The following is a 25,446-nucleotide window of genomic DNA, read 5'->3' as shown; positions in this document are numbered from 1 at the left end:
GGGTCTCCTTACAATCGGGCCGCGGCCGATTGAGCCGCACTTCGGGCGGTTGCCGCGCTGTTCGCGGCGAGGGCAGCCTCGGCGATGACTCGCGCATCGTCGAGGGAGTACTGCAGAAGCGACGCACGCACGTCGGCCAGCGCGGTCGGCGCCATCGACAGGCTCTTCGCGCCGAGGCCCACCAGGACGACGGCCAGGAGCGGATCGGCTGCGGCTTCACCGCAGATCCCCACCGGCTTGCCATTCGCCTCGCCGGCGGCGCCGACCTCCCCGATGAGCCGGAGCACGGCGGGATGCCACGGATCCTGGAAGGCCGCCACCGACCCGAGCAGCCGGTCGGCGGCGAGCGTGTACTGGGTGAGGTCGTTCGTGCCGATCGAAGCGAAGTCGGCGATGCCGAGAATCCGATCGGCCAGCAGCGCGGACGACGGCACCTCCACCATGACGCCGGCGGTTTTGATGCCATAGTCCTTGGCGATGGCGACGAAGTACTCGGTCTCCTCGACCGTCGCGACCATCGGCGCCATCACCCAGAGGTCCGCCCCGCCTTCCGGGCTCTTCCGAGTCAGGGCATCCGCCTCGGCAAGCGCGGTCAGCTGCTCGCGGAGGATGTCCTCGCTCGCCTGCAGGGCACGGATGCCGCGGAGCCCGAGGGCCGGATTCTCCTCGTGCGCGTCGTTGAGGAACGCGAGCGGCTTGTCGGCGCCGGCGTCGAGCACGCGCACGACGACTTTCTTGCCGGGGAACGCCGAGAGCAGCTGCCGGTACGACTCGCGCTGCTGCTCGACGGTCGGCGCCTGTGTGGAGCTCAGGAAGAGGAACTCGGTCCGGAACAGACCAACGCCCTCAGCCCCGAGCGACACCGCGTCGGCGGCGCCTTCCGGCTTTCCGAGGTTGGCCAGCAGCGGGATCGGGGTGCCGTCGGCGAGTGCGCCGTCGGTGATGGGGGCTGCCGCGGCGTGCGCGCGCTCCTCGGCGCGGGTCTGCGCCCGCTCGAGCTCCTCGCCGGTGGGCTGCGTCGTGACGACGCCGGCCGCGGCATCCACGATCACGGTCTCGCCGTCGATCAGGCCCTTCGCGTCCACCGCCCCGACGATCGCGACGATCGACTTCTCCCTGGCGAGGATCGCGGTGTGCGAGGTGGGACCGCCGTCGGTCGTGATGAGCGCGAGCACCTTGTCGAGGTCGAGCAGCGCCGTGTCGGCGGGAGCCAGATCCTTGGCGACGAGGACGAAGGGATACCCCGGATCGGGCACGCCAGGAGCCGGCACGCCGCGCAGTCGGGCGATCACGCGCTGGGCGACGTCGTCCAGGTCGGCAGCGCGCTCGCCGAGGTAGCCGCCCATGGCGACGAGCTGGTCGCGGAAGGAGGCGAAGGCGTCGAACACGGCGTACTCGGCAGTGCTTCCCTGCGCGATCCTGCTGTCGATCTCGGACTCGAGTGAGGGGTCCTCGGCCATCATCGCCTGCGCTTCGAGCACGTCCTGCGCCGCCCCGCCGGCCTGCGCGCCGCGCTGCTCGAGTTCGCGCGCCACGGCGCCGACAGCCTCGCGTACGCGTGCGGTCTCGTCAGCGATGCTCAGCGCGCTCGCCGCGTCGTCGGGTGCCGGCAGGGGTTCGGACATCCGGGCCACCGGCCCCTGGGCGACGCCGAGACCGATCCCGACTCCTCGCAATTCAGCCATGTTCTACTCCGCGTCGTGGTCGGTGGAAAGGAGGTCTGCCAGGGTGTCGAGCGCCGCCTCGGCGCCTTCGCCGTCGGCGGAGAGGACCACGTAGTCGCCCTTCTCCGCGCCGAGCGAGATGACCCCCAGGATGCTCGCCGCGTTGACCGGGGTGCCCGAAGCCTTGGCGACGGTGATCGGGATGCCGGCATCTTTCGCAGCCTGCGCGAACAGCTTCGCTGGGCGGGCATGCAGACCATGAGCCGAGCCGATCCGCACCGTGCGGGTGAGTGGGGCCATTGTTCGATTCCTCTCGGGAACGTGCGTCGCTGCGCGGCATCCGCTGTCTGGCGTCATCGACGCGTCGCGTCGGCCGCGCCCTTGTGCTCATTCTTGTGAAAAGCCTGGAGGCGGACAAGGACCACTGTCCCGCGCGCCGCGGAACTGTTGGCGGAGGCGCGGCGCGGAGTGGAGTCACGAGGGCGTCAGCCCTGGGCGAGCCGCTCTTCGAGTCCGAGCTTGGCAGCGGGCCACTCGCCGGGGAGGATCGAGAACACCACGGTGTCGCGGATCGTCCCGTCCGGACCGAGCCGGTGATTGCGCAGCACGCCGTCCTGCTTGGCGCCGAGACGCGCGATGGCGGCGCGGGACTGCCGGTTGTGCCAGTGCGTGCGCAGCTCGACGGCGATCGCGTCGCACGTCTCGAATGCATGGGTGAGCAGCAGGAGCTTGGCTGCGGAGTTCACGGCGGTGCGCTGCGCGGTCGGCGAGATCCAGGTGTGGCCGATCTCGACATGGCGGTTGGCCTGGTCGATGTTGCAGAACGTCGTCATGCCGGCCAGGCGACCGGTGTCGAGCCGCCGGATGACCCAGGCGTTCATGTGGCCCTCGGACTGCCACGTCAGCCGGCGTTCGATCTCGTCGGGCACGCCCTCGGGGGTCGGGACGGAGGTATACCAGGCGTGCTCGAGTCCCTGCGCTGCTTCGGCGAGTTCGGGAGCATGCTCGGCGTCGAGGGGCTCGAGCCGCACCCAGGCGTTCTCGAGGGTGAGCGGGACGGTCAGCAGCACGATCCGAGCCTAGGGCGAATCCGGGCGATGCATGGTGGCTTCGACGACCGCTGCCGCGGCGGCGGCGTCTTGGCCGGTGATCTGGGAGGCCGCCTGCGCCGCCGCGACCGCCCTTCGCCCGGCGGGGAGGCCCACCGCGGCGCCGACCACGACGAAGGTGAGCACGCCGGCTCCGACGAGGAGCCACTCGATGGGCACCTGGTCGGCGAGTGGGCCCAGGATCGCCATCCCGAGCGGCATCGCCACGGCCATGACGATGCCGACGAAGCCGAAGACCCGGCCTTGGCGCTCAGGCTCGACCGTCTCCTGGAGGAGCGTCATCGACGAGGTCGAGAAGAACGGCACCATGATGCCGACGAGGAACATGAAGCCGAAGAACACCCAGATGTTCGGGGACAGCCCGAGCCCGATCGAGAGGGCGCCGAACAGGAGGGAGGACGTGATGATCAGCCCGATCCGGCTGCGCTTCGCGAAGACGGTCGCGACGAGCACGCCGCCCAGGATCATCCCGACGCTGAACATGATCTCCAGCACGGCGAGGTTGACGACGTTCTGCTGCGCGCCGGCGTCGAACGAGCGCACCGCCATGAGCGGCGTGAGGTTCGATGGCGCAACCGTGAGCAGGAAGACGATCGCGAACAGCAGAAGCAGCCAGCGCACGAAGGCGTGGTGCGCGACATAGCGCACCCCGTCGGCGAGATCGGCGAAGTAGCCGGGCTGGACGTCGCCGGTGCGCCGCACGGCGGTGACCGGAATGAGCGCGATGAGCCCGATCCCGATCGCCGCGGTCACGACATCGATGAAGAAGATGGGGATGAGGGCGCCGACAGCGCTGCTGAGGGTCGCCGATGCCCAGGCGTAGATCGCTCCGGCTGCTGCGGGGGCGACGAGGGCCATCGTCGACTGGATGGATCCGTTGAGGCCGTTCACCCGGATGAGATGCCGGGTGGGCACGATCTGGGGGATGATCGCCGAGACCGCGGGCATCTGGATCCCCGCCCCCGCCGAGCGCACCGCCATCGTGAGGAAGATGAGCCACACGGCGTCGTAGCCCGACATCATCGCGAGCGCGAGGGCGAGGGTCGAGACGGCGATCGCGGCATCCGCGCCGATGATCAGCAGTTTGCGGTTGTGCCGGTCGGCCCAGACTCCGCCGAAGACCGAGACCAGCGCCTGGGGGAGGAACCCGAAGATCGCGGCCAGCGCCATGATGCTGCCGGACTTGTATTCGATCGTGAGGTACCAGAAGACCGCGTACTGCACGAGCATCGACCCGAGCAGGCTGACGGTCTGCCCGCCCAGGAACAGCACAGTGTCCCGCAGCCAGCGCGGGCGATCGGATGCCTCAGCCGCGGCATTCCCTGTTTCGTCGATCATTCTGTGCACACCCTCGTCCAAACTCGCGATATATCGTGAATTCGGACTTTAGCACCGGAGCCGCGTGTTTCGCGATATATCTCGAGTTGGATCTGCTCAGGAGGCGGCGTCGAGCATTGCCCTCGCGCCGGCGCCGAGCGATTCGATCTTGGCCCGTGCGTGCTCGGCGGAATCGCCGCGGACGTCGAGGTACAGCTTCAGCTTCGGTTCGGTGCCGCTCGGGCGCACGATGAGCCTCGACCCGTCGGCCAGCCAGAGGCGCAGCACATCGCTCGGCGGGAACTCCGAGTCGCCTTCGAGCAGATCGTCGATCTGGGTGACCTCGACCCCTCCGACCTCGGCCGGGCGGTGGGCGCGCAGAGCGGACATCATCTGCCCGATGACGGCGAGATCATCGACCCGGATCGAGATCTGGTCGCTCGCGAATGAGCCGAACGTCTCGTCGAACTCGCGCAGCAGGTCGCGGAGGGTGGCCCCGCGGCCGCGGGCCTCGGCGACCATGCCGAGCATCGCGACCGTCGCGGACAGCCCGTCCTTGTCGCGGACCGTCTCCGGATTCACGAGGTAGCCCAGGGCCTCCTCGAATCCGAAGACCAAGCCAGGGGCGCGGGAGATCCACTTGAACCCCGTGAGCGTCGCGTGGAAGTCCAGGCCATAGTGCTCCGCGACGGTCTGCAGGCCCGGGGACGAGACGAGCGAGCAGGCCAGCGACGCGCCGGGGCCTTCGGAATCCGGTTCCTGAGCCTGTCCAAGGGCGTGTGCCAGGCGTGCGGCGCGCCAGCCGAGCAGGAGGCCGATCTCGTTGCCGGTGAGCCGGCGCCAGCCCCCTTCGACCTGGTCGTCGGGGAGCGCAACGGCGAGCCGGTCAGCATCGGGGTCGTTGGCGATGACCAGTTCGGCACCCGCGGAGCGCGCCGCCTCGAACGCCAGGTCCATCGCGCCGGGCTCTTCCGGGTTCGGGAACGCGACCGTCGGGAACCCGCCGTCGGGCTCGATCTGCTCGTCGACGACCACCGGGGCGGGGTAGCCCGCCACCTCGACGATCCGCGCCAGCGTCTCCCAGCCGACGCCGTGCATCGCCGTATAGATCCAGTGCAGGCCTTCGGCGCCCGGCGGCGCGGGCGCCACCGCTGCGGTCGCGTCGACGTACGCATCGACGACGGACTCCGGCGCGGTCACGAATCCGAGCGATCGCGGCAGCCGCGAGACATCGCCGTCGTCCGCGATGCGCTGGATGTGCGCGGCGATCTCGCCGTCGGCGGGCGGCACGATCTGGGCGCCGTCGTCGTGGCCGCCGAGATAGACCTTGTAGCCGTTGTCGTCGGGCGGGTTGTGGCTGGCGGTGACCATCACTCCCGCATCGGCGCCGAGGTGGCGCACCGCGAAGGCGAGCACGGGTGTCGGCAGCAGGCGCGGAAGCAGGATGGCGCGCACTCCCGCGCCTGCGAAGAGTTCGGCGGAGTCCTGCGCGAAGACGCGGGAGTTGCGGCGGCCGTCGTAGCCGATGACCACGCTCGGGCCGCCGCCCAGGACCTCGTCCTCGTCGGCCTCCCCGCCCCGGTGCCGCTCGAGCAGGTACGCGGCGAGCCCGGCGGCAGCCTGCGCGACCAGCACGCGGTTCATCCGGTTGCTGCCGGCGCCCAATCGTCCGCGGAGCCCGGCGGTGCCGAAGGCGAGGCGACCGGCGAAGCGGTCTTCGAGGTCTGCGGTGGCCTCGGCATCCTCCTCCTGCGCGCGCTCGATGAGCTCTCCGAGCTCCGCCCGCGTCTCACCGTCGGGGTCCTGGGCGAGCCAGGCCTGGGCTCGTTCGATGAGCTCGCTCACAGTGCTCCGATCACTTTCGCCAGGAGGGAGGAGATGACCGGCTCGGCCTCGCGGCCGGCCTCGATGACCTCCTGGTGGCTGAGCGGGGTCTTCTGGATGCCCGCGGCCATGTTCGTGATGAGCGAGAAGCCGAGGATCTCCATGCCGGCCTGCCTGGCCGCGATCGCCTCCAGCGCCGTCGACATGCCGCAGATGTGGCCGCCGACGACCTTGGCCATCTGCACTTCGGCCGGGGTCTCGTACTGCGGCCCGCTGAACTGGCAGTACACCCCCTCGTCGAGCGTCGGGTCGATCGAGCGGGCGAGATCGCGCAGCCGCAGCGAATACAGGTCGGTCAGGTCGATGAAGGTCGCGCCCTCGAGCGGCGAGGCGCCGGTGAAGTTGATGTGGTCGCTGATGAGCACCGGCTGACCGGGACGCCAGGTATGGCGGATGCCGCCCGCTCCGTTGGTGAGCACCATCGTGCGGACGCCGGTCGCCGCCGCGGTGCGCACGCTGTGCACGACCCGGCGCACCCCGTGGCCCTCGTAGTAGTGAGTGCGCGCGCCGATGATGAGGACCCGCTTGCCACGGGGGGTCAGCACACTGCGCAGCGTCCCGCCGTGTCCCTCCAGGGCGGGACGGCTGAAGCCCGTCACCTCGCTCGCGTCGATCGTCGCGGTCGTCTCGCCGATGAGCTCAGCGGACTGAGCCCATCCGCTGCCGAGCGTGAGTGCGATGTCGTGACGGTCGACGCCGGTGATCCGCGCGATGTCGGCGGCGGCATCCGCGGCGACGGCGAACGGGTCTGCGGTCGGGTCGTCGAGAGGGTGGTCGTTGCTCGCTGACATGACCCCACTCTAGGAATCCCGAGCGTGCGGGGCTAGCCGGGCGGGTGCCGGATGCCGCGGCCGGCGTCTGCGACTGTGAGAATGGGACGCATGTCCCTGAGCTTCGAACGCACGCAGAGTGTCGCGATCATCGGCGGCGGGCCCGGCGGATATGAAGCGGCCCTGGCCGCCGCTCAGCTGGGTGCCGAAGTCACTCTCGTGGAGCGCGCCGGCGTCGGCGGGTCCGCCGTGATCACCGATGTCGTGCCGTCCAAGTCGCTGATCGCGACCGCGGACGCCGCTGTCGCGATCGCCGGAGCGAGCGAGCTCGGCGTTCAGCTGTTCGCGCACAGCCACGACGGCAAGCCGCTCACCCCCGAGATCGCGATCAACCTCGCGGCGGTCAACAAGCGGCTGCTGTCGCTGGCCCGCCAGCAGTCCGACGACATGCGCGCGTCGCTGGTCGAGGCCGGCGTGCGGATCATCTCCGGGCACGGCCGGCTCGAGGGACCGGGCGCGGTCGTCGTCTCCACCGGTCCCGGCGGCACCGACTTCGATCGCATCGAGGCCGACACGCTCGTCGTGTCGGTGGGCGCTTCGCCGCGCGAGCTGCCGAGCGCCAAGCCCGACGGCAAGCGGATCCTCACCTGGACCCAGCTCTACGACATGCCCGCGCTGCCYGAGCACCTGATCGTCGTGGGCTCGGGAGTCACCGGAGCCGAGTTCGCCTCTGCCTATATGAACCTCGGCGCGAAGGTGACGCTGGTCTCGAGCCGCGAGCGCGTGCTCCCCGGCGAGGACGCGGATGCCGCGGCCGTGCTCGAGAAGGTCTTCAAGCGCGGCGGGATGACGGTGCTCTCCAAGTCGCGCGCCGACAAGGTGGAGCGCATCGGCGACGGGGTGCTCGTCACCCTCGCCGATGGGCGCACCGTCGAGGGCAGCCACTGCCTGATGGCCGTCGGCTCGGTTCCCAACACCGCGGGCATCGGCCTCGCGGAGGCGGACGTGCAGATGACCGAATCCGGCCATATTCAGGTCAATCGCGTCGCGCGCACGTCGGTGCCGAACATCTATGCGGCGGGGGACTGCACGACGTTCGTGCCGCTCGCGTCGGTCGCCTCGATGCAGGGCCGCACGGCGATCTTCCACGCTCTCGGCGATGTCGTGATCCCGATCGACCACCGGCGCATCACCGCGAACATCTTCACGGCCCCCGAGATCGCGACGGTCGGCTGGCAGGAGACCGACATCGCCGCCGGGCTCATCAACGGAGTGGTCCACAAGCTCCCGCTCGCCGCGAACCCGCGCGCGAAGATGATGGGGGTAAAGGACGGCTTCGTGAAGCTGCTCGCCCGCGAGGGCGATGGCACGGTGATCGGCGGCGTCATCGTCGCGCCCCGCGCCTCGGAGCTCATCTACCCCATCGCGATCGCCGTCGAGCGCCGGCTGACCGTCGACCAGTTCTCCCGGGTGTTCACGGTCTACCCGTCGGTCTCCGGCAGCATCTCAGACGCGGCCAAGGCGATGCACGTGGTCGATCGCACCGCCGACCCCGGAGCCTGAGGCTCGAGTCGCATACCGCGAAGGCGGCGAGCGGATGCCGCGGCATCCGCCCCGCAGCGTCAGGAGATCGTCAGCAGCTGGTGACCTGACGGCACCGTGGTGCCGGGGCTCGCGTTGATCGACCCGATCACGCCGTCCTTGTGCGCCTGGATGGGCTGCTCCATCTTCATCGCCTCGAGCACCACCACGAGGTCGCCCTTGACGACCTGCTGGCCGTCCTCGACGGCGACCTTCACGATCGTCGCCTGCATCGGCGACTTGACCGCGTCTCCGGATGCCCCGGCGACGACGCTCGGCGAGTGCGAGCGGCGTGACGGCGGCACCGCGGCGGGACGCCCGGCCGTGGCGGAGCCGACGACCACCCGGTCGGGGAGGCTCACCTCGAGGCGCTTGCCACCGACCTCGACGACGACGGTGTGCCGCGCCTCAGGGTGCTTGGGACCGTCGAGCTCGCCGTCCCACGGCGGGATGTCGTTGACGAACTCGGTCTCGATCCACCGGGTGAAGATTCCGAAGGTGCCGTTCTCGGCGGTGAAGGCCGGGTCGCGCACCACCTTGCGGTGGAACGGGAGCACGGTCGGAAGGCCGCCGACCTCGAACTCGTCGAGGGCGCGCCGCGCACGCTCGAGTGCCTCGGCGCGGTCGCGGCCGGTGACGATGATCTTGCCCAGCAGCGAGTCGAAGGCGCCGCTGACGCTGTCGCCGGCGGTGACGCCGGAGTCGAGGCGGATGCCTGGTCCGCCGAAGGTCTTGAAGACCTTGATCGGACCGGGCTGGGGCAGGAAGCCACGCCCAGGGTCCTCGCCGTTGATGCGGAACTCGATGGAGTGGCCGACCGGTTCGGGATCGCCGTAGCCGATCTCCTCGCCTTCGGCGAGGCGGAACTGCTCGCGCACGAGGTCGATTCCGGTGACCTCTTCGGACACGGGGTGCTCGACCTGCAGGCGGGTGTTCACCTCGAGGAACGAGATCGTCCCGTCGGCTCCGATCAGGAACTCGCAGGTGCCCGCTCCGACGTAGCCCACTTCGCGCAGGATCGCCTTGGAGGCCGAATAGAGGATGTCGTTCTGCGCCTCCGTGAGGAACGGCGCCGGCGCCTCCTCGACGAGCTTCTGGTGGCGGCGCTGCAGCGAGCAGTCGCGCGTCGAGATGACGACGACGTTGCCCGCGGCATCCGCGAGGCACTGCGTCTCGACGTGTCGCGGCTTGTCGAGGTACTTCTCGACGAAGCACTCGCCGCGGCCGAATGCGGTGACCGCCTCGCGAGTGGCGGACTCGAACAGCTCGGGGATCTCCTCGGCGGTCCTGGCGACCTTGAGGCCACGCCCGCCGCCGCCGTAGGCGGCCTTGATCGCGATCGGCAGCCCGTGCTCGGCGACGAAGGCGAGCACGTCCTCGGCTCCTGACACCGGACCTGGCGTGCCCGGCGCGAGCGGCGCGCCGACCTTCTCGGCGACGTGACGGGCGGTGACCTTGTCGCCGAGGGCCTCGATGGCTTCGGGGGTCGGGCCGATCCAGACGAGTCCCGCACCGATCACCGCGCGCGCGAAGGCGGCGTTCTCGGCGAGGAATCCATAGCCGGGGTGCACGGCGTCCGCGCCGGAGCGCCGGGCGATCGAGAGGATCTTCTCGATCGACAGGTAGGTTTCCGCGCTCGTGCTGCCCTCGAGGGCGTACGCCTCGTCGGCGAGCCGGGCGTGCAGGGCGTCGCGGTCCTGGTCGGCGTAGACGGCGACCGAGGCCCTTCCGCTGTCGCGGGCGGCGCGGATGACCCGGACGGCGATCTCGCCTCGGTTGGCTACGAGCACCTTGGCGATCTGTGGCATGAGTGCCAGCCTACCCAGCGCTTGGGGCCCCAATTTGGGCGACTGACACAAGAAACGTACGCAAACGTGTGGGGGAGTCTACGAGCGCGTCCACAAGGTGGGCCAGTCCACACCGAGCTCCGCGGCGAGCCGGCGCACGGTCGAGAGCGACATCCCGACCACTGTGGACGGGTCTCCCTCGACGCGATCGATGAAGGGCCCGCCGAGGCTGTCGATCGTGAACGCCCCCGCGACGTGCAGCGGCTCGCCGGACGCGACGTACGCGTCGATCTCGGCATCCGTCACGTCCGCGGCGAAGGAGACGGATGCCTCGGCCACCGCATGCGCCTCCTGCGGGTCGGCTGTCGGACCGAGCCGGTACAGCGCATGCCCGGAATGGAGCACCCCGGTGCGCCCGCGCATCGCCCGCCAGCGGGCGATCGCGACCTCGGGGGTGTGCGGCTTGCCGAGGATCTGGCCATCGAGCTCGAACATCGAGTCGCCGCCGATGACGAGCCCGTCGAAGTCCGGCTGTTCTGCGGCGATCCGCGCGGCGACGTCCGCAGCCTTGCGGCGGGCGAGGAGCAGCACGTGCTCCGTGGGCTCGAGGGTGCGGCCCTCGGCCGCTTCGACCGCCGCGATGACGGCGTCCTCGTCGACGTCGGGGGCGCTCGTCTCGGGCTCGATGCCGGCCTGTCGCAGCAGCATGAGCCGGGCGGGCGAGGTCGAGGCGAGCATCACGCGCATGACCACCACGGTAGCGGGCGGCGGGGTGTGGCAGAGTCGGGGAGTGGATGCCGGAGCACTGATCGATCTCGAGATCACCGATGTCGCCCATGGCGGCGTGTTTGTGGGCCGGCACGAGGGGCGGGTCGTCTTCGTGCCCGACGCCATTCCGGGCGAGACGGTGCGCGTGCGCCTGACCGAGCCCGCGAGCGGGGCGGCCGCCGATACGCGCCGCTTCCTGCGCGGCGAGGCGCTCGAGATCCTGGATGCCTCACCGCACCGTCGCCCGCACGTCTGGCGTGAAGCCGACATCGGAACGCCCCCGGGGCTCCGACCGGGTGGCGCCGACTTCGGGCACATCGAGCTCGCGCATCAGCGCGCACTCAAGGAGAAGGTCGTCGCCGACGCCCTGCAGCGCATGGGCGGCATCGATCTGCCGGTCGAGGTCCAGCCGGCCCGCCCGCTCGGGTTCGCCGCCGACTACGCCGCCGAGACGACGGACGGCACCGCCTGGCGCACCCGGCTCAGCCTGCACGTCGACGACGAGGGCCGGATCGGGCCCTACGCCGCGCGCAGCCACCGCGTCATCCMGGTCACCGAGCACCCCCTCGCGACGCCCGCCGTCGAACGGGCTGCCCTGCAGTTGGCCGGCGGACGGCCGGGCCGCGTCGACCTCGTYGAGCCATCCGACGGACGCGTGCGCGCGATCCCGCGCCCGGATGCCCGCCATCGGCCCCGCCGCGGCGATCGGCACCAGCGGCCCGGCCCTGCCGAAACCGGGCCCGCCCGTGAAGTCATCCTCGAGCGTGTCGGCGACCGCTCCTTCCGCGTCGACGCGGGCGGCTTCTGGCAGGTGCACCGGCTGGCCGCGCAGTCCCTCAGCTCGCTCGTCACGACGGCGCTCACCCATGCACCAGGCGGCGAGGGCGGAATCGATCCGGATGCCTGGCATCTCGACCTCTATGGGGGGGTCGGCCTGTTCGCGGCGGCCCTCGGAGATCTCGGCGGCTCTGCGACCCGCGTCACGAGTGTCGAGTCGGATCCGCGCGCGACCGAGCACGCGGGGGAGAACCTCGCCGAATGGGTCGGCGCGCGTGCGGTGACCGCGCGCGTGGATCGCTGGCTCGCGGCACTTTCCACCGAAATATCCGCCGTGGACCGAGAGCGACTCTCGCGCGGTGCCATCGTGCTGGACCCGCCGCGATCGGGCGCCGGCCGCGAGGTCGTCGAGTCGGTCGCGGGGCTCGGGCCGCAGACTGTCGTGTACGTCGCGTGCGACCCGGTGGCCCTCGCGCGCGACCTGGCCGTGTTCCAGGCGTTCGGGTACGACACGACGCGGATCGACGCGGTCGACCTCTTCCCCAACTCGCATCACATCGAGGCGATCGCAACCCTCACCCGAACGGTGCCGCACCGCTAACCTGAGCACCATGACGCGCGTCGCATTCATCGACGACCATGAGTCGGTGAGGCTCGGGCTGCAGGCGGCGTGCCAGCGCGACGGCTCCCTCGTGGTCGTGTTCTCGGGTGCCTCCGTACCCGCATACCTGGACTGGCGGGCGTTCCGGTCGACGTCTCCTGCGGATGTCGTGGTGCTCGACCTGACCCTCGGTGACGGCACGACCGTCACCGAGAACGTTCACCGGCTCACCGCCGACGGCTCGAGCGTCATCATCTACAGCGTCGCCGACCGGCCGGCGGCCGTCCGGGAGGCCCTCGCGGCCGGGGCGGCGGGGGTGATCAGCAAGGCGTCGCCGATTGGCGACGTCATCGCGGCGATCCACACCGTGGCAAGGGGCGAGCCGCTCAACAACGTCGAGTGGGCGAGTGCGGTGGAGGGCGACCGCGCCTTCGCGAACGCGGCGCTGTCCGCGCGGGAGCGCGATGTGCTGCGGCTGTACGCCGCGGGACTCCCGCTCAAGGTCGTCGCCGAACGGCTCGGCATCGCCTACTCCACGGCCAAGGAGAACATCACGCGCGTCCGCGTCAAATACATCGACGTCGGACGACCCGCCCCGACCAAGGTCGACCTGCTCCGCCGCGCGATGGAGGACGGCCTCCTGTCGCAGACGCCGACGAGCGGGAGCCCCGGTGACCTCTGACGCCGACGCCGCGGTGCTCGATGCGGCGTGGGGACACATCGCTCCMGCGCGCGAGAGGACGCTGGGTCTCGGGTCGTTCACCCGCCGCCGCATCGAGCGGACGATCGGACTGGCGGCCGGCCTCGGATCGCTCGTCCTCGGCGTTCAGGCCTTCGTGGCGTCGCTGGGTTCCACCGAGGCGACCCCGGGCTGGCACCTCGCCCTGATGATCGCGACCTTCGTGCCGCTCACGCTGATGCTGCTCGCGTGCGCCATCGGCCGCGGTGTGCACGTGTTCGCGGGGCTGTTCGCAATGATCTACCCGATCACCCTGATCCTTTGGCCGATCGCAACGGCCGGCTCGACGCCCGACCCCACCACCGAGCCGTGGATCTGGTACCTCGTGAACGTCGCGACGGTCGCCGCCGTGCTGGCGTTCCCGCTCGCGCTCCAGGTCGCGTGGACGGTGCTCATCCCGCTCCTGTTCGGCGTGGTCCGGCTGGTGCAGGGCGGCTTCGCCCCGGAGTTCTGGATCCCCGTCTCGCTGGATGTGTCGTTCGCGCTGATCCTCGGCGGCCTGCTGCTGACCCTCGCGTGGCTGTTCCGGGGGATCGCGGCGAACGTGGATGAGACGCGGGCCCGGGCGGTCGACTCCTACGCCGCGGCGGCGGCTGCGGATGCGGCCGAGCAGGAGCGGATCGCCGTCGCCGCGCTCATGCACGACAGCGTGCTCGCCGCCCTCATCGCAGCGGAGCGATCGCACACGCCCCGGGAACGCACGCTCGCCGTCGGAATGGCGCGAGAGGCGCTCACGCGGCTCGCGAACACCGAGATGGAGGCCGCGGAAGGCTCCGACGAGCCACGCGAGGCGGGGTCGATCCCCGACGCGATCGAGGCCGGCGCGCGGGAGCTCGGGGTGGAGATCCAGGTGGAGCGCACGATCGACCGCTCGACGCCGCTCGTCCCCGGCCGTGTCGTGCGGGCGCTCACGCTCGCTTCCCTGCAGGCGATCGCGAACGCCGTCCAGCACGCCGATGGGCGCGGTCTCGCCGTCGTGCTGCGCGCGGACGTCAGACCCACCCGGGTGCGGATCGAAGTGCGCGACACCGGCAGCGGCTTCAACCTCGAAGGCATGCCCGACGACCGGCTCGGCATCCGTGCCTCGATCGTGGCGCGCGTCGCCGCCGTCGGCGGCACCACCAGGATCGCGTCCGGCGAGCGGGGCACCCTGGTCCGCCTGGAGTGGCGGGAGCCGGTCGCATGATCAGCGTTCGTGGTGTGCTGGTCGGCCTCGCGGTCGCGTTCACCGCCTATCTCGCCGCGCGGGGCCTTTGGTGGACCGAACCGGTGCCCTATCCGCTCGTGCTCATCACCGCGCTGGTGCTGTACCTCCTGACCACCTGGCTCTGCATCTTCTGGGAGCCGGGACTCGGGGCATCCGGGTCACGCGCCGATCCGCCGCCGACCGGAGTGCACGGCCCGACGGTGCTCCCGGTCTGGGCGTGCGTGCTGGCGCTGGCCGCCGCGGTTCTCGTGCCGACCAGCGTGGCGCTCGGTGTCGGCGATGATGCCCGCACGGCGCCGTATGCGACCTGGTATCTCGGGGGGATCGGCGCGCTGATGGCGATCGTCATGGCGCGGCGCCGCATCTGGGTGGCCTGGTCGGGCATCGCGATCCTCACTGTTGCCTCGTTCGTCTGGATGGGAGCGCCCGCGGCGATGGCGCTCGGGCTGGTGGGGTCGATCATGTGGGTCGCGGTGGCACAGCTGCTCGTGCTCTCGATGGATCGCGCCGCCCGGGACACGGGCCGGCTGGCGCAGCTGCAGCGGGCGGCGTCGGCATGGCAGGCGTCGCAGGCGGTCCGGCAGCGGGAGCGCCGGGTTCAGATCCAGCGTGCGCTGGTGATCGCTGGCCCGATCCTCACCCGCGCCGTCGTGACGGGCGCAGATCTCGACCCGGCCGGAAGGCTCGAAGCGCGCGTCGCGGAAGGCGGCCTGCGCGACGAGATGCGCGGACCTCGGCTGCTCGATGACGCTGTGCGCGCCGAGCTGGCGGCCGCCCGCGGACGCGGCGCGACCGTCACGGTGCTCGACGAGGGGGGTCTGGAAGACGTGGACGAGGCATCCCTCGACCACATCCGCGCCCAGCTCGCCACGACCCTGCGCGAGGCGCGCTCCGATCGGCTCTACATCAGGACCTCGCCCCATGACCGCGTGGCGGTGACGGTGGTCGGGCGATCCGCCGAAGGGCCCGGCCTGTCGGATGAGGATGCCGTGGAGCTCTGGCGCGAGATCCCCCGCGCTGCGGAGTCTCTCGCGGAAGGCAGCGGCTGACCTCGACGCGCCACGAGCATCTCGCCCCCCGTCCCGGTGGGGGAGGGGAACCGGGGCGGGGAGCGGAAACAGAAGAGGCGGGGAGCCGCGATATCGCTGGCCCCCCGCCTGAGCGGACAGTTACCCGAAAACCGTCCGCATGGCCGAACCCGGCTCCGCATGAAGCGGACGAGTCAGCCGAACGCAAAGCGTTCCAGCAGTCCCAGTATCCAAGCAAGGCGCGAGCGCGTCTGTAGGTATTTCGGGGGACAAGAGGGCCGATTTCGGCCCCGGGGCGAACTTATCTCGGCGCCGGTGCAAACGGTCAGGCGCCGAAGCGGCTCCAGCCGACTTCGCGGTCGAACGGGCTGCGCATCCCGCGCTGCGACACGGCCCACGCGGATCGGCCCGGCGCATCCTCGGCGACGGCGGATGCGGCTTCGGTGTCGTACGCCTCGGTCATCACGGCGATGAGCGCCGCGAGCTCGTGCTCGGTGGGGGCGCCGCGGAGCACATCGATCCGGACGTGCTCCGCCTCGGTCGCACCGTCGATGGGGTCCGCCGGCGTGCTCACAGCGGGATGTTCCCGTGCTTCTTCGGCGGCATGCTGGCGCGCTTGCCGCGCAGCGCACGCAGGGCCTTCGCGATCGCCACCCGGGTCTGCGCCGGTTCGATGATCCCGTCCAGCTCGCCGCGCTCGGCCGCGAGGAAGGGCGAGGCGACGTTGTAGGTGTATTCGTTCGCGAGCCGGGTGCGCACGGCCGCGACGTCTTCGCCGGCCTCCTCGGCACGCTTGAGCTCGCCGCGGTAGAGGATGTTCACCGCGCCCTGCCCGCCCATCACGGCGATCTCGGCAGTCGGCCACGCGAGGTTGATGTCGGCGCCGAGCTGCTTGGAGCCCATGACGATGTAGGCGCCGCCGTAGGCCTTCCGCAGGATGACGGTCACGAGCGGGACGGTCGCCTCCGCGTACGCGTAGAGGAGCTTCGCGCCGCGGCGGATGACCCCGGTCCACTCCTGGTCGGTGCCGGGGAGGTAGCCGGGCACGTCCACGAGAGTCACGATCGGGATGGAGAACGCATCGCAGAAGCGGACGAAGCGGCTGGCCTTCTCGCCGGCCTCGATGTTCAGCGTGCCCGCCATCTGCGACGGCTGGTTGGCGATGATCCCCACCGTGCGGCCCTCGACGCGGCCGAATCCGATCACGATGTTGGGCGCGAACAGCGGCTGCACCTCGAGGAACTCGCCGGAATCGACGATGTGCCCGATCACGGTATGGATGTCGTACGGCTGATTCGCGGAATCCGGGATGATCGTGTTCAGCGTGCGATCGGCATCCGTCGTCTCCCACTCGAACTCGGTCTCGTAGACCGGAAGCTCTGCCATGTTGTTGTCGGGGAGGAAGCCGAGCATCGTGCGGACGTAGTCGATCGCATCGTCCTCGTCGTCGGCCAGGTAATGCGCGACGCCGGAGCGGGTGTTGTGCGTGTAGGCGCCGCCGAGCTCCTCCATGCCGACGTCTTCGCCGGTCACGGTCTTGATCACGTCGGGGCCGGTGACGAACATCTGGCTGGTCTTGTCGACCATCACCACGAAGTCGGTGAGCGCCGGGGAGTAGACCGCACCGCCGGCGGCAGGGCCCATGATGATCGAGATCTGCGGGATGACTCCGGATGCCGCGGTGTTCAGGCGGAAGATCTCGCCGTACTTGCCGAGGGCTACCACGCCCTCCTGGATGCGCGCGCCGCCGGAGTCGAGCATGCCCACGCACGGCATGCCGTTGCGGAGTGCATGCTCCATGATCTTGATGATCTTCTCGCCGGCCACTTCGCCGAGCGATCCGCCGAAGGTCGAGAAGTCCTGCGCGTAYACGGCCACCGTGCGGCCGTGGATCGTGCCGACGCCGGTGACGACGGAGTCGCCGTACGGGCGGGATTTGTCCATGCCGAACGCCGTCGTGCGGTGGCGGACGTACTCGTCGATCTCGGTGAACGACCCGGTGTCGACCAGCAGGTCGATGCGCTGGCGGGCGGTGAGCTTGCCTTTCGCGCCCTGCTTCTGCCGGGCCGCGGCCTCGGCGTCGACGACGGCTTCCTGGTAGCGCGCACGCAGGTCGGCGATCTTGCCGGCGGTCGTGAAGAGGTCGGGCTGATCGGTCACGCGTTCAACCTTATCGGCGGGGGTTCGGTGGCGCTTAGAGGGTTCGCACAAGGGCTCGCGGGATCCGCTGTCGCTTCTGGGTGCTGATGTGTCACGGCCGGGGCGGCGGTAGCGTGTGGCCATGTCTACTCCCGCCACTCCGGACGAGGGCTATCCGCTCGCCGCCGCGGTCGCCCCGCGCTTGCAGATCGTGGAGACGACCGGCTCCACGAACGCCGACCTCGTTGCCGCGGTGACGACGGATGCCGCGGCCTGGCCGCACATGTCCGCGCTGCTGACCCACGACCAGCGTGCGGGCCGGGGGCGGCTGGACCGCACCTGGACGGCGCCCCCAGGGACCGCGCTCGCGGTGTCGGTGCTGGTCGAGGTCGGAGGGATTCCGGCTGCGGCACGCGGATGGATCCCCCTGCTGGCGGGCGCCGCCATGACGAGGGCGGTGGGGGAGCAGGTAAGGGCCACCGGACACTCAGCCGGGCTGAAGTGGCCGAACGACGTGCTGCTGGACGCAGGCAAGGTGTGCGGGATCCTCGCCGAGGTCGTGCCCGGGCGACCCGACACCGTCGTCATCGGCGCCGGTGTGAACACGCGGATGACGGCCGCGGACCTGCCGGTCGAGACGGCGGTCTCGTTCCCGGCCGTCGGACTCGAATGCGACGAGGACCGGCTGCTGGCCGACTACCTCACCGCGCTCGTCGAGCTGCTGGCGGCGCTCGCCGAGGCGGACGGGGATGCCGCAGCCGCAGGTCTGCTGAAGACTGTCGAGGCCCTCTGCACGACCATCGGAAGCGATGTGACGGTGTCGCTCCCAGACGGAACGCGGCTCGCCGGGCGCGCCGAGCGGATCGATACGGATGGACGCCTGGTGGTGCGATCCGCCGACGTGGTGACCTTCGTCTCGGCCGGAGATGTCGTCCACGTGCGCTGACCTCGCGCGTGGCGAGCCCGCCAGGTTCGTCAGCGCACCACAATGGTGATGTGACCCAGCCGACGACGTTCGGGGGACGCCCCCTGACTCCGGCCCCCGGCGCGCCCACGCCCGAGCTGAGCGTCGCCCGCTTCCGCAGCCACGCTCGACGTCTCGGCTGGTCGGCCGCGGTCCTCGTGGTGATCGCCGGTGCCGCCGGGTACTTCTACGGGAACCTGCCGGAGCCGCTGGAGAACTGGATGCTGTTCGCCGCGGCGGCGCTCGTGGTCTTCCTGCTGGTGCTGCTGCCATTCCTCTCCTGGTGGTCGCGCACGTACACGATCACGACCCGCCGTGTCATCGAGCGCTCCGGGATCCTCTCCGCGCGGCGGCGCGAGCTCACCCATGTGCGCGGCTACTCGATCGATGTCAAGCGCGGCCCGGTGCAGCGGATGTGGCGTACCGGGACCCTGACCCTCTCCAACGGGGTCGACGAGCCCATGCGGCTCGCGAACATCCCGAGCGTGGATCTCGTCCACGAGTGCCTCGTCGACCAGGTCGAGGTGAACCAGATCCTCGCCCACCGAGACGCCCAGCCCCTTCTTCCCCCTCCTTCCACCGAGCCCTGACCCGTCGCGTCCGCGGTGGCCGGGGTGGGGCGCGTCAGCGCGATGGGATGATGGAGTCGAGGGAAGGAGCGCCATGGCGCTGCGTGTCGGAGTGGTCGGCGGAGGACAGCTGGCCCGGATGATGATCGCTCCGGCGGTGGAGCTCGGCGTCGAGGTGCAGGTGCTCGCCGAGGAGCCGGGGATGTCGGCATCCCTCGCCGCATCGGCCGTCGGCGACTACCGCGACCTCGCCACGGTGCTGGCGTTCGCCCGCGAGGTGGACGTCGTCACCTTCGACCACGAGCACGTGCCGCAGGCGGTGCTCACAGCCCTCGTCGACGCGGGAATCGCGGTGCACCCCGGACCGGACGCGCTGCGCTTCGCGCAGGACAAGCTCGTCATGCGCGCGCGCCTGCAGGAGCTCGGGATGCCGCAGCCCGACTGGGCGGCCGTGTCCGCGCCGGATGAGCTGCAGCGCTTCCTCGATGCCCACGGCGGGCGCGCTGTCGTGAAGACGCCGCGTGGTGGCTATGACGGCAAGGGTGTGCGCGTGGTCTCGGCCGCGACCGAGGCCGACGACTGGTTCGCCGCCCTGGCGGAAGACGCCCGCGGGGGAGCCCTCCTCGTCGAGGAGCTCGTGGACTTCTCCCGCGAACTCGCCCAGCAGGTCGCCCGTCGCCCCTCCGGTGAGATGCGGGTCTACCCGGTCGTCGAGACGGTCCAGCGCGACGGCGTCTGCGCCGAGGTCATCGCGCCCGCGCCGCACTCGAGTGAGCGGCTGGTGCGGGTCGCCGCCGAAATCGGCACGGCGATCGCGGAGGGTCTGGGCGTGACCGGGATGCTGGCTGTCGAGCTCTTCGAGACCACCGACGAGCGGCTACTCGTCAACGAACTCGCGATGCGCCCGCACAACAGCGGGCACTGGAGCCAGGACGGCGCCGTCACCAGCCAGTTCGAGCAGCACGTCCGGGCCGTGCTCGATCTGCCCCTCGGCGACCCCGCACCGCTCGCGCCGTGGTCGGTCATGGTCAACATCCTCGGTGGACCGGCCGAGGGATCGCTCGACCAGCGCTTCACCGCGGCGATGGCCGCGCACCCGTCCGCCAAGGTGCACACGTACGGCAAGGCGCCCCGCCCCGGTCGCAAGGTCGGGCACGTCAACAGCGTCGGCAGCGACCTCGACGACGTGACCTACCAGGCCCGGGCCGCGGCATCCTTCTTCCTGGACTGATCCGCGCCGTTGCGGGGTTCTTCCAGGCACGACCTCTAGCCTTGACGGGTGACCCGGCCGCTGCATTCTTCAGACGCGCCCCTGGTCGGCGTCGTCATGGGCTCCGACTCGGATTGGCGCGTCATGAGCGACGCCTCGCAGGTCCTCACCGACTTCGGGATCGCGCATGAGGTCGAGGTCGTCTCGGCCCACCGCACGCCTGACAAGCTGATCCGCTACGGACGCGAAGCGCGGGGTCGTGGCCTGCAGGTCATCATCGCCGGAGCCGGCGGCGCGGCGCACCTGCCCGGCATGCTCGCCTCGGTCACCGCGTTGCCGATCATCGGGGTTCCGGTGCAGCTTGCGACGCTCGACGGCCTCGATTCGCTGCTGAGCATCGTGCAGATGCCCGCAGGCATCCCGGTGGCGACCGTCTCGATCAACGGCGCGAAGAACGCGGGCCTGCTTGCCGCGCGGATTCTCGGGACGACGGATGCCGCGATCGGCGATCTCGTCGAGGCCTACGCTCGAGAGCTCGAGCAGCAGGTGGAGGCGAAGAACCAACGGCTGAAGGAATCGCTGTGAGCGTCCTGAGCCCGCCACGGGCGACGCCGGCACCCGCACCGCGCGGCCTCGTCGAGGAGCAGCCGCTGCGCTATCCCGACAAGTCCTCGCGAGCCGTGATGACCGCACGCGGATGGTGGCTGGTCGGCCTCAACTTCCTGCTCCCGGGCTCCGCGCAGGTGCTCGCGGGCAATCGCCGGCTCGGACGGTTCGGCCTCGGCGCCACGCTCGCGATGTGGCTCATGATCGTCCTCGGCATCCTGACCGCGGTGCTGTGGCGACCGGCGCTCGTGACGCTCGCGACCAACTGGTTCTTCCTGCTGGTGGCCCAAGGTGTCCTGATCGCCTATGCCGTGCTGTGGATCGTCCTCACCGTCGACACGCTCCGACTCGTCCGGCTCGTGCGCACCGGACCGGGGGCTCGAGTCGGCATCGCCGGGCTCGCCGTGGCGCTGCTCGTGGTGGCGAGCGGGGGCGCCGCCTACGCGGCGCAGCTGGCCGGCACCACGCGCGACACGCTGGGCTCGATCTTCGGCGCGAGCGGTCCGGCGGTCGAGCCTTCCGACGGCTACTACAACATCCTGCTGCTGGGGGCCGACAGCGGCGCCGGCCGCGATTCGATGCGGTTCGACAGCATCTCGGTGGTCTCGGTCAACGCCGAGACCGGCTCCGTCACGATCACCGGCATCCCCCGCGACATGCCGCACGTGCCGTTCTCCGCGGACAGCCCCATGCTCTCTCTTTATCCCGACGGTCACACCGGCACGTCCAGCGCGACCTGCGGGTGGACGAGCGCGATCAACCAGCTCAACACCGAGCTGGAGGTCTGCCGCGACGGATCCGAGTTCTACCCGGATGCCGAGGCCACCGGCTCGACACCCGGTGTCGAGGCGACCAAGGATGCCGCAGAGGGCGTGCTCGGCATCCAGATCCCGTATTACGTGTTCCTCGACATGAAGGGCTTCGCCGACCTCGTCGATGCGCTCGGCGGCGTCGATGTCACGGTCGAGCAGCGGCTCCCCGAAGGCGGCGGCCCCGCGTACGAGGGCCAGCCGGTCGAGGACTGGGCGAGCGGCTGGATCGAGGCCGGGGCGCAGCACATGGACGGCGACACCGCCCAGTGGTTCGCGCGGTCGCGATACACCACGAGCGACTGGGACCGTATGAAGCGGCAGCGACAGCTTCAGGAGGCGATCCTGAAGCAGTTCACCCCGACGAACGTCCTCACCCACTTCAACCAGGTCGCAGCGGCGGGCGCCGACCTGGTCAGGACAGACCTGCCGCAGTCGATGCTCCCGTACTTCGCGGAGCTCGCGCTGAAGGCGAAAGAGCAGCCGGTCACCACCATCGAGCTGACACCCGAAGGCGGCGTCGACGACCAGGACCCGGACTTCGCGTACGTCCAGCAGCTCGTGCAGCAGGCGCTGCACCCACCCACCCCCACGCCGGAGGGCTGACGTGGTCGCGACACTGCGCGTCGTGCTCGACCAGCTGGCCGCGCCTGTCGAGCCCGATCTCGAGATGGTTTCGCGCGAGCTCACCCGCGCCCTCATCCTCAGTGCGCCGCAAGGCTGCGAGGTCGAGGGCGTGATCCCGGGCGTCTCATCGGGTCGGGTCGACGAGGTGGCGGCGGAGCTCTCCGGAATCGCACGCCTGCACAAGGTCGCTCTGCAAAGACGCGAGCTGTCGGCGGCCCTGCAGCTCGGGGTCGCCACCGGAATCGGCGGCGGCATGATCCACTCCCCGTCGCTGTTCGCGCCGTTGATCAAGCACGACCGCGTCCACGACCACGACCAGACCGTCGTCACCGTCTGGGACCTGCGCCCCTGGGAGGCGCCCGCAGAGCTGCCGCGGTCGGTCGTCGGCTGGCACCGCGCCATGCTCAAGCGCGCCGCGAAGTTCGCCGACGCCGTCGTGGCTCCGACTCATTCGATGGCTGAACGGCTCGCTGAGTTCGCCAAGCTGGGTGACYGGGTGCGGGTCATCGCGGGCGCGGCGCCGACCGGGTTCGCCGTGCCGTCCGATGAGGTGGGACGCCGGCGGGTGCTCGACGTCCCGGAAGGATTCGTGCTGCTCTCCGGCGGGACCGCTCCATCCGACGGTCTGGCACTCGGCTTCGCCGCGATCGCGCGGTCAGGGCTCGAGGTCCCGGTCGTCGTGATCGACGCGCAGGAGGGCGAGGAGCCCGCGATCGCCGACCTCGCCTCTGCCGCCGGCATCCCGCAGCGCAGTCTGCACGTACGCGGTGCCCTGGACTGGCCCGACCGCGGGGCGGTGCTCGGCGCGGCCGTGGCGCTGCTCGCGCCGTCGGTGCGTTCGGCCTTTCCCTGGCGGGTGGTCGAGGCGCTCTCCGCCGGCGTCCCCGTGATCGCCGCTCAGTCCGCGGTGCACGCGGAGGTCATCTTCGAGGGCGGTCTGCTCATCGAAGAAGATGCCGCGGCCCTCGGTGATGCGCTGGTGCAGGCGCTCGGCTCGACGGCCGCTGCGGACCGCCTCGCGGTGCTCGCGGGGGATCGGGGGCGGGCATTCTCGTGGCGGGCGGCCGCCGACCGCGTGTGGGGACTGCACGCCGACCTTTGAGGGCGCGGCGCGGCGTGTCGCCCGAGATCACATCGAGATCATCCGCCCCTTCGACCACACTGGTCCCATGGCGACGATGCGAGCCCGGCGTCCGCACGCTCGCGTCGCGGCGCCCTTGGCCTGGCTGACAACGGTCATCGTCGCGCTCGGGCTGCTGGCGGGCGGCACGGCACAGGCAGCGGTTCGGGACGGCTCGGCGGATCACGTCGAGTCCGTGCAGTCGGGCCAGGCGGCTGACTCGGTCGTCAAAACCGCGGACCTCTCGCAGTTCCAAGCGGGCAACATCATCAGCGACGCGGTGTTCTTCGACAAGTCCACCATGACGGCCGATCAGATCCAGGCGTTCCTCCAGTCCAAGGTGTCGACCTGTCAGTCGGGGTACACCTGCCTCAAGGACTGGTACGACACCTCGCGCACGACGTCTGCGGATGCGATGTGCGGGGCGTATTCAGGTGGCGTCCGCGAACGCGCGTCGACGATCATCTACAAGGTCGCCCAGGCCTGCGGTATCAACCCGCGCGTGCTGGTCGTGATGCTCGAGAAGGAACAGGGCCTCGTCACCCACACTTGGCCGAGCGACTGGCGCTACACGATCGCGATGGGCCAAGGCTGCCCGGACACCGCGGGATGCGACACGAAGTACTACGGCTTCTTCAACCAGGTCTACGGCGCGGCATGGCAGCTGAAGCGGTACGGCAATCCGCCGGGCACGAGCCAGTACTTCACCTGGTATGCACCGGGCAAGACCTGGAATGTGCGCTACAACCCGGATGCCGCATGTGGATCGTCCCCGGTCCTCATCCAGAACCAGGCGACGGCCAACCTCTACTACTACACGCCGTACCAGCCGAACGCCGCCGCGCTGCGCGCCGGCTACGGCGAAGGGGACGGCTGCTCGGCGTATGGCAACCGGAACTTCTACCAGCGCTTCACGGACTGGTTCGGATCGACGGTGGCGGTCAACCCCTTCGGCAATGTCGAACTCGTCGAAGCGCTGCCGGGAAAATTCCGGGTGGCCGGGTGGGCGGCTGACCCTGAGACCAGTCTGCCGATTTCGGTTCATGTCTACGTCGGCGCAGCGGGCACCGCGTTCACCGCGAATGTCGAGCGTCCTGACGTCGGTGGTCTGTATCCCCAACTCGGGAGCGCTCACGGGTTCGACGTCGAAGTAGCGGCTAGCGGTGGCGGACCGACGCGCGTGTGCGTCTACGCGATCAATTCAGGGATGGGGGGCAATGTCCTCCTGGCCTGCAACGACCGTGCGGCGATGAGCGGACCGCCGCTCGGTGTAATGGGTTCGGCCACCGCCGTCGACGCAGGCATAGCAGTTTCGGGGTGGGCGATCGATCCCGATACGACGAGCCCCATCCCGGTGCATGTCTACGTCGACGATGCAGGGACTGCCGTCAGTGCAGGTGCCGACTCCTCCGAAGCGCTCGCAGCGCACCCGGCGTACGGCGCGAAGCATGGCTTCAATGCAAAGGTCTCGGCTTCACCCGGATCGCATGATGTGTGCGCATATGCCATTAATGCCGGTCCGGGCGGCAATGTGCTGTTGGGATGCGCGACCGTCGTCGTCCCAGGCCAGTCGGATCTGGGGCGACCGCCTTTCGGCAGCTTCGAGGCGCTGACGGTCAGCGGGGCGACCGCGACGGCTTCGGGGTGGGCGATCGACCCCGACACGTCGTCGCCGATCAAGGTGCACCTGTACGTCGGAAATGTGGGTGCGGTGTTCACCGCGGACAAGCCTCGGCCGGATGTGGGTTCGCAATATCCCGCGGCGGGACCGAATCATGGTTTCTCCGAGGTGCTGACGTTRCCGGCCGGACCGTCGCAGGTGTGTGCGTACGCGATCAACAACGGTGCCGGCGGCCACACGCAGCTCGGCTGCAAGACGGTGACTGTTGCGTCGGTTCAGCCGGATCTGGGGCGACCGCCTTTCGGCAGCTTCGAGGCGCTGACGGTCARCGGGGCGACCGCGACGGCTTCGGGGTGGGCGATCGACCCCGACACGTCRTCGCCGATCAAGGTGCACCTGTACGTCGGAAGTGTGGGTGCGGTGTTCACCGCGGACAAGCCTCGGCCGGATGTGGGTTCGCAATATCCCGCGGCGGGACCGAATCATGGTTTCTCCGAGGTGCTGACGTTACCGGCCGGACCGTCGCAGGTGTGTGCGTACGCGCGATCA

Annotated in this window: 22 protein-coding genes; 12 read left to right on the top strand and 10 right to left on the bottom strand. The window is 70.3% G+C overall.

All coding sequences use genetic code 11. The annotated features are described in order from the left end of the window. Positions 1-8: 8 nt before the first annotated feature. The 6 genes from ptsP to AC1DVT_RS01345 form a co-directional block, all read right to left on the bottom strand. Positions 9-1,685: a phosphoenolpyruvate--protein phosphotransferase gene (gene ptsP / locus AC1DVT_RS01370; RefSeq protein WP_477385872.1), complete on the bottom strand. Its 1,677-nt coding sequence runs from the start codon at positions 1,683-1,685 to the stop codon at positions 9-11. Positions 1,686-1,688: 3 nt separating this feature from the next. Continuing rightward, a complete protein-coding gene (locus AC1DVT_RS01365; RefSeq protein WP_457100979.1) occupies positions 1,689-1,964 on the bottom strand; it encodes an HPr family phosphocarrier protein in 276 nt (91 codons plus the stop codon). Positions 1,965-2,149: 185 nt separating this feature from the next. Continuing rightward, positions 2,150-2,734 carry a GNAT family N-acetyltransferase gene (locus AC1DVT_RS01360; protein WP_457100980.1) on the bottom strand — a complete coding sequence of 195 codons (585 nt, stop codon included), beginning with the start codon at positions 2,732-2,734 and terminating at the stop codon, positions 2,150-2,152. 9 nt (positions 2,735-2,743) lie between these two features. Further along, positions 2,744-4,111, bottom strand: coding sequence for an MFS transporter (locus AC1DVT_RS01355; protein WP_477385870.1), 1,368 nt, complete (start codon positions 4,109-4,111; stop codon positions 2,744-2,746). Between the two features lie 96 nt (positions 4,112-4,207). Further along, positions 4,208-5,935: a phospho-sugar mutase gene (locus AC1DVT_RS01350; RefSeq protein WP_477385868.1), complete on the bottom strand. Its 1,728-nt coding sequence runs from the start codon at positions 5,933-5,935 to the stop codon at positions 4,208-4,210. Then, positions 5,932-6,765, bottom strand: a complete 834-nt coding sequence (locus tag AC1DVT_RS01345; protein WP_457100983.1) for a purine-nucleoside phosphorylase — start codon at positions 6,763-6,765, stop codon at positions 5,932-5,934. Before AC1DVT_RS01345 ends, AC1DVT_RS01350 begins: the two co-directional genes overlap by 4 nt. 81 nt (positions 6,766-6,846) lie before the next feature. On the opposite strand from AC1DVT_RS01345, the gene AC1DVT_RS01340 reads away from it, so the two are divergent. Then, positions 6,847-8,307 (top strand): NAD(P)H-quinone dehydrogenase, encoded by a 1,461-nt coding sequence (locus tag AC1DVT_RS01340; protein ID WP_477385866.1) that lies wholly within the window; start codon positions 6,847-6,849, stop codon positions 8,305-8,307. 59 nt (positions 8,308-8,366) lie between these two features. On the opposite strand, the gene AC1DVT_RS01335 is transcribed toward AC1DVT_RS01340, so the two are convergent. Both AC1DVT_RS01335 and AC1DVT_RS01330 read right to left on the bottom strand, forming a co-directional pair. Next, positions 8,367-10,133, bottom strand: a complete 1,767-nt coding sequence (locus tag AC1DVT_RS01335; RefSeq protein WP_457100985.1) for an acetyl/propionyl/methylcrotonyl-CoA carboxylase subunit alpha — start codon at positions 10,131-10,133, stop codon at positions 8,367-8,369. A gap of 78 nt (positions 10,134-10,211) precedes the next feature. After that, on the bottom strand, positions 10,212-10,859 hold the full coding sequence (locus AC1DVT_RS01330; protein WP_477385864.1) for a Maf family protein: 648 nt from the start codon (positions 10,857-10,859) through the stop codon (positions 10,212-10,214). Between AC1DVT_RS01330 and AC1DVT_RS01325 the strand changes: the two genes are divergently transcribed. Genes AC1DVT_RS01325 through AC1DVT_RS01310 form a run of 4 tightly spaced genes read left to right on the top strand, consistent with a single transcriptional unit; the run spans position 10,858 to position 15,253 of the window. Further along, the gene (locus AC1DVT_RS01325; RefSeq protein ID WP_477385862.1) at positions 10,858-12,258 is read left to right on the top strand and encodes a class I SAM-dependent RNA methyltransferase; all 1,401 of its coding nucleotides are present in this window, start codon (positions 10,858-10,860) and stop codon (positions 12,256-12,258) included. The genes AC1DVT_RS01330 and AC1DVT_RS01325 overlap by 2 nt on opposite strands. 10 nt (positions 12,259-12,268) lie before the next feature. Continuing rightward, positions 12,269-12,940, top strand: coding sequence for a response regulator transcription factor (locus AC1DVT_RS01320; protein ID WP_477385860.1), 672 nt, complete (start codon positions 12,269-12,271; stop codon positions 12,938-12,940). Beyond that, on the top strand, positions 12,930-14,183 hold the full coding sequence (locus tag AC1DVT_RS01315; RefSeq protein ID WP_477385858.1) for a sensor histidine kinase: 1,254 nt from the start codon (positions 12,930-12,932) through the stop codon (positions 14,181-14,183). The genes AC1DVT_RS01320 and AC1DVT_RS01315 overlap by 11 nt, the downstream gene beginning before the upstream one ends. Next, entirely contained in the window at positions 14,180-15,253 is a 1,074-nt protein-coding gene (locus tag AC1DVT_RS01310; protein WP_477385856.1) for a hypothetical protein, read from the top strand. The genes AC1DVT_RS01315 and AC1DVT_RS01310 overlap by 4 nt, the downstream gene beginning before the upstream one ends. Positions 15,254-15,557: 304 nt before the next feature. On the opposite strand, the gene AC1DVT_RS01305 is transcribed toward AC1DVT_RS01310, so the two are convergent. Together AC1DVT_RS01305 and AC1DVT_RS01300 are read right to left on the bottom strand one after the other, a co-directional pair. Continuing rightward, positions 15,558-15,806, bottom strand: a complete 249-nt coding sequence (locus AC1DVT_RS01305) for an acyl-CoA carboxylase subunit epsilon (protein WP_477385854.1) — start codon at positions 15,804-15,806, stop codon at positions 15,558-15,560. Continuing rightward, positions 15,803-17,392, bottom strand: coding sequence for an acyl-CoA carboxylase subunit beta (locus AC1DVT_RS01300; RefSeq protein ID WP_477385852.1), 1,590 nt, complete (start codon positions 17,390-17,392; stop codon positions 15,803-15,805). The genes AC1DVT_RS01305 and AC1DVT_RS01300 overlap by 4 nt, the downstream gene beginning before the upstream one ends. 121 nt (positions 17,393-17,513) lie before the next feature. Between AC1DVT_RS01300 and AC1DVT_RS01295 the strand changes: the two genes are divergently transcribed. The 7 genes from AC1DVT_RS01295 to AC1DVT_RS01265 form a co-directional block, all read left to right on the top strand. After that, positions 17,514-18,317 (top strand): biotin--[acetyl-CoA-carboxylase] ligase, encoded by an 804-nt coding sequence (locus tag AC1DVT_RS01295; protein ID WP_477385850.1) that lies wholly within the window; start codon positions 17,514-17,516, stop codon positions 18,315-18,317. Between the two features lie 50 nt (positions 18,318-18,367). Beyond that, on the top strand, positions 18,368-18,925 hold the full coding sequence (locus AC1DVT_RS01290) for a PH domain-containing protein (RefSeq protein ID WP_477385848.1): 558 nt from the start codon (positions 18,368-18,370) through the stop codon (positions 18,923-18,925). 73 nt (positions 18,926-18,998) lie between these two features. After that, a complete protein-coding gene (locus AC1DVT_RS01285) occupies positions 18,999-20,135 on the top strand; it encodes a 5-(carboxyamino)imidazole ribonucleotide synthase (RefSeq protein WP_477385846.1) in 1,137 nt (378 codons plus the stop codon). Positions 20,136-20,231: 96 nt separating this feature from the next. Then, positions 20,232-20,699, top strand: a complete 468-nt coding sequence (gene purE, locus AC1DVT_RS01280; protein WP_477385898.1) for a 5-(carboxyamino)imidazole ribonucleotide mutase — start codon at positions 20,232-20,234, stop codon at positions 20,697-20,699. Continuing rightward, complete coding sequence (locus tag AC1DVT_RS01275; RefSeq protein WP_477385844.1) at positions 20,696-22,135, top strand: LCP family protein; 1,440 nt, start codon at positions 20,696-20,698, stop codon at positions 22,133-22,135. Before purE ends, AC1DVT_RS01275 begins: the two co-directional genes overlap by 4 nt. A gap of 1 nt (position 22,136) precedes the next feature. Continuing rightward, positions 22,137-23,258, top strand: a complete 1,122-nt coding sequence (locus tag AC1DVT_RS01270) for a glycosyltransferase (RefSeq protein ID WP_477385842.1) — start codon at positions 22,137-22,139, stop codon at positions 23,256-23,258. Between the two features lie 67 nt (positions 23,259-23,325). Then, positions 23,326-25,446: hypothetical protein (locus AC1DVT_RS01265; protein WP_477385840.1), on the top strand; the 2,121-nt coding region annotated here is incomplete at its 3' end.

The sequence above is a fragment of the Microbacterium sp. P2_F9 genome (assembly GCF_056403635.1).
This window is presented reverse-complemented; position numbering and strand designations above follow the sequence as displayed.

Coding starts and splice junctions, on each gene's coding strand:
- ptsP (WP_477385872.1), bottom strand. CDS start 1,685: ATGGCTGAATTGCGAGGAGTCGGGATCGGTCTCGGCGTCGCCCAGGGG.
- AC1DVT_RS01365 (WP_457100979.1), bottom strand. CDS start 1,964: ATGGCCCCACTCACCCGCACGGTGCGGATCGGCTCGGCTCATGGTCTG.
- AC1DVT_RS01355 (WP_477385870.1), bottom strand. CDS start 4,111: ATGATCGACGAAACAGGGAATGCCGCGGCTGAGGCATCCGATCGCCCG.
- AC1DVT_RS01345 (WP_457100983.1), bottom strand. CDS start 6,765: ATGTCAGCGAGCAACGACCACCCTCTCGACGACCCGACCGCAGACCCG.
- AC1DVT_RS01335 (WP_457100985.1), bottom strand. CDS start 10,133: ATGCCACAGATCGCCAAGGTGCTCGTAGCCAACCGAGGCGAGATCGCC.
- AC1DVT_RS01330 (WP_477385864.1), bottom strand. CDS start 10,859: ATGCGCGTGATGCTCGCCTCGACCTCGCCCGCCCGGCTCATGCTGCTG.
- AC1DVT_RS01320 (WP_477385860.1), top strand. CDS start 12,269: ATGACGCGCGTCGCATTCATCGACGACCATGAGTCGGTGAGGCTCGGG.
- AC1DVT_RS01310 (WP_477385856.1), top strand. CDS start 14,180: ATGATCAGCGTTCGTGGTGTGCTGGTCGGCCTCGCGGTCGCGTTCACC.
- AC1DVT_RS01295 (WP_477385850.1), top strand. CDS start 17,514: ATGTCTACTCCCGCCACTCCGGACGAGGGCTATCCGCTCGCCGCCGCG.
- AC1DVT_RS01285 (WP_477385846.1), top strand. CDS start 18,999: ATGGCGCTGCGTGTCGGAGTGGTCGGCGGAGGACAGCTGGCCCGGATG.
- purE (WP_477385898.1), top strand. CDS start 20,232: ATGGGCTCCGACTCGGATTGGCGCGTCATGAGCGACGCCTCGCAGGTC.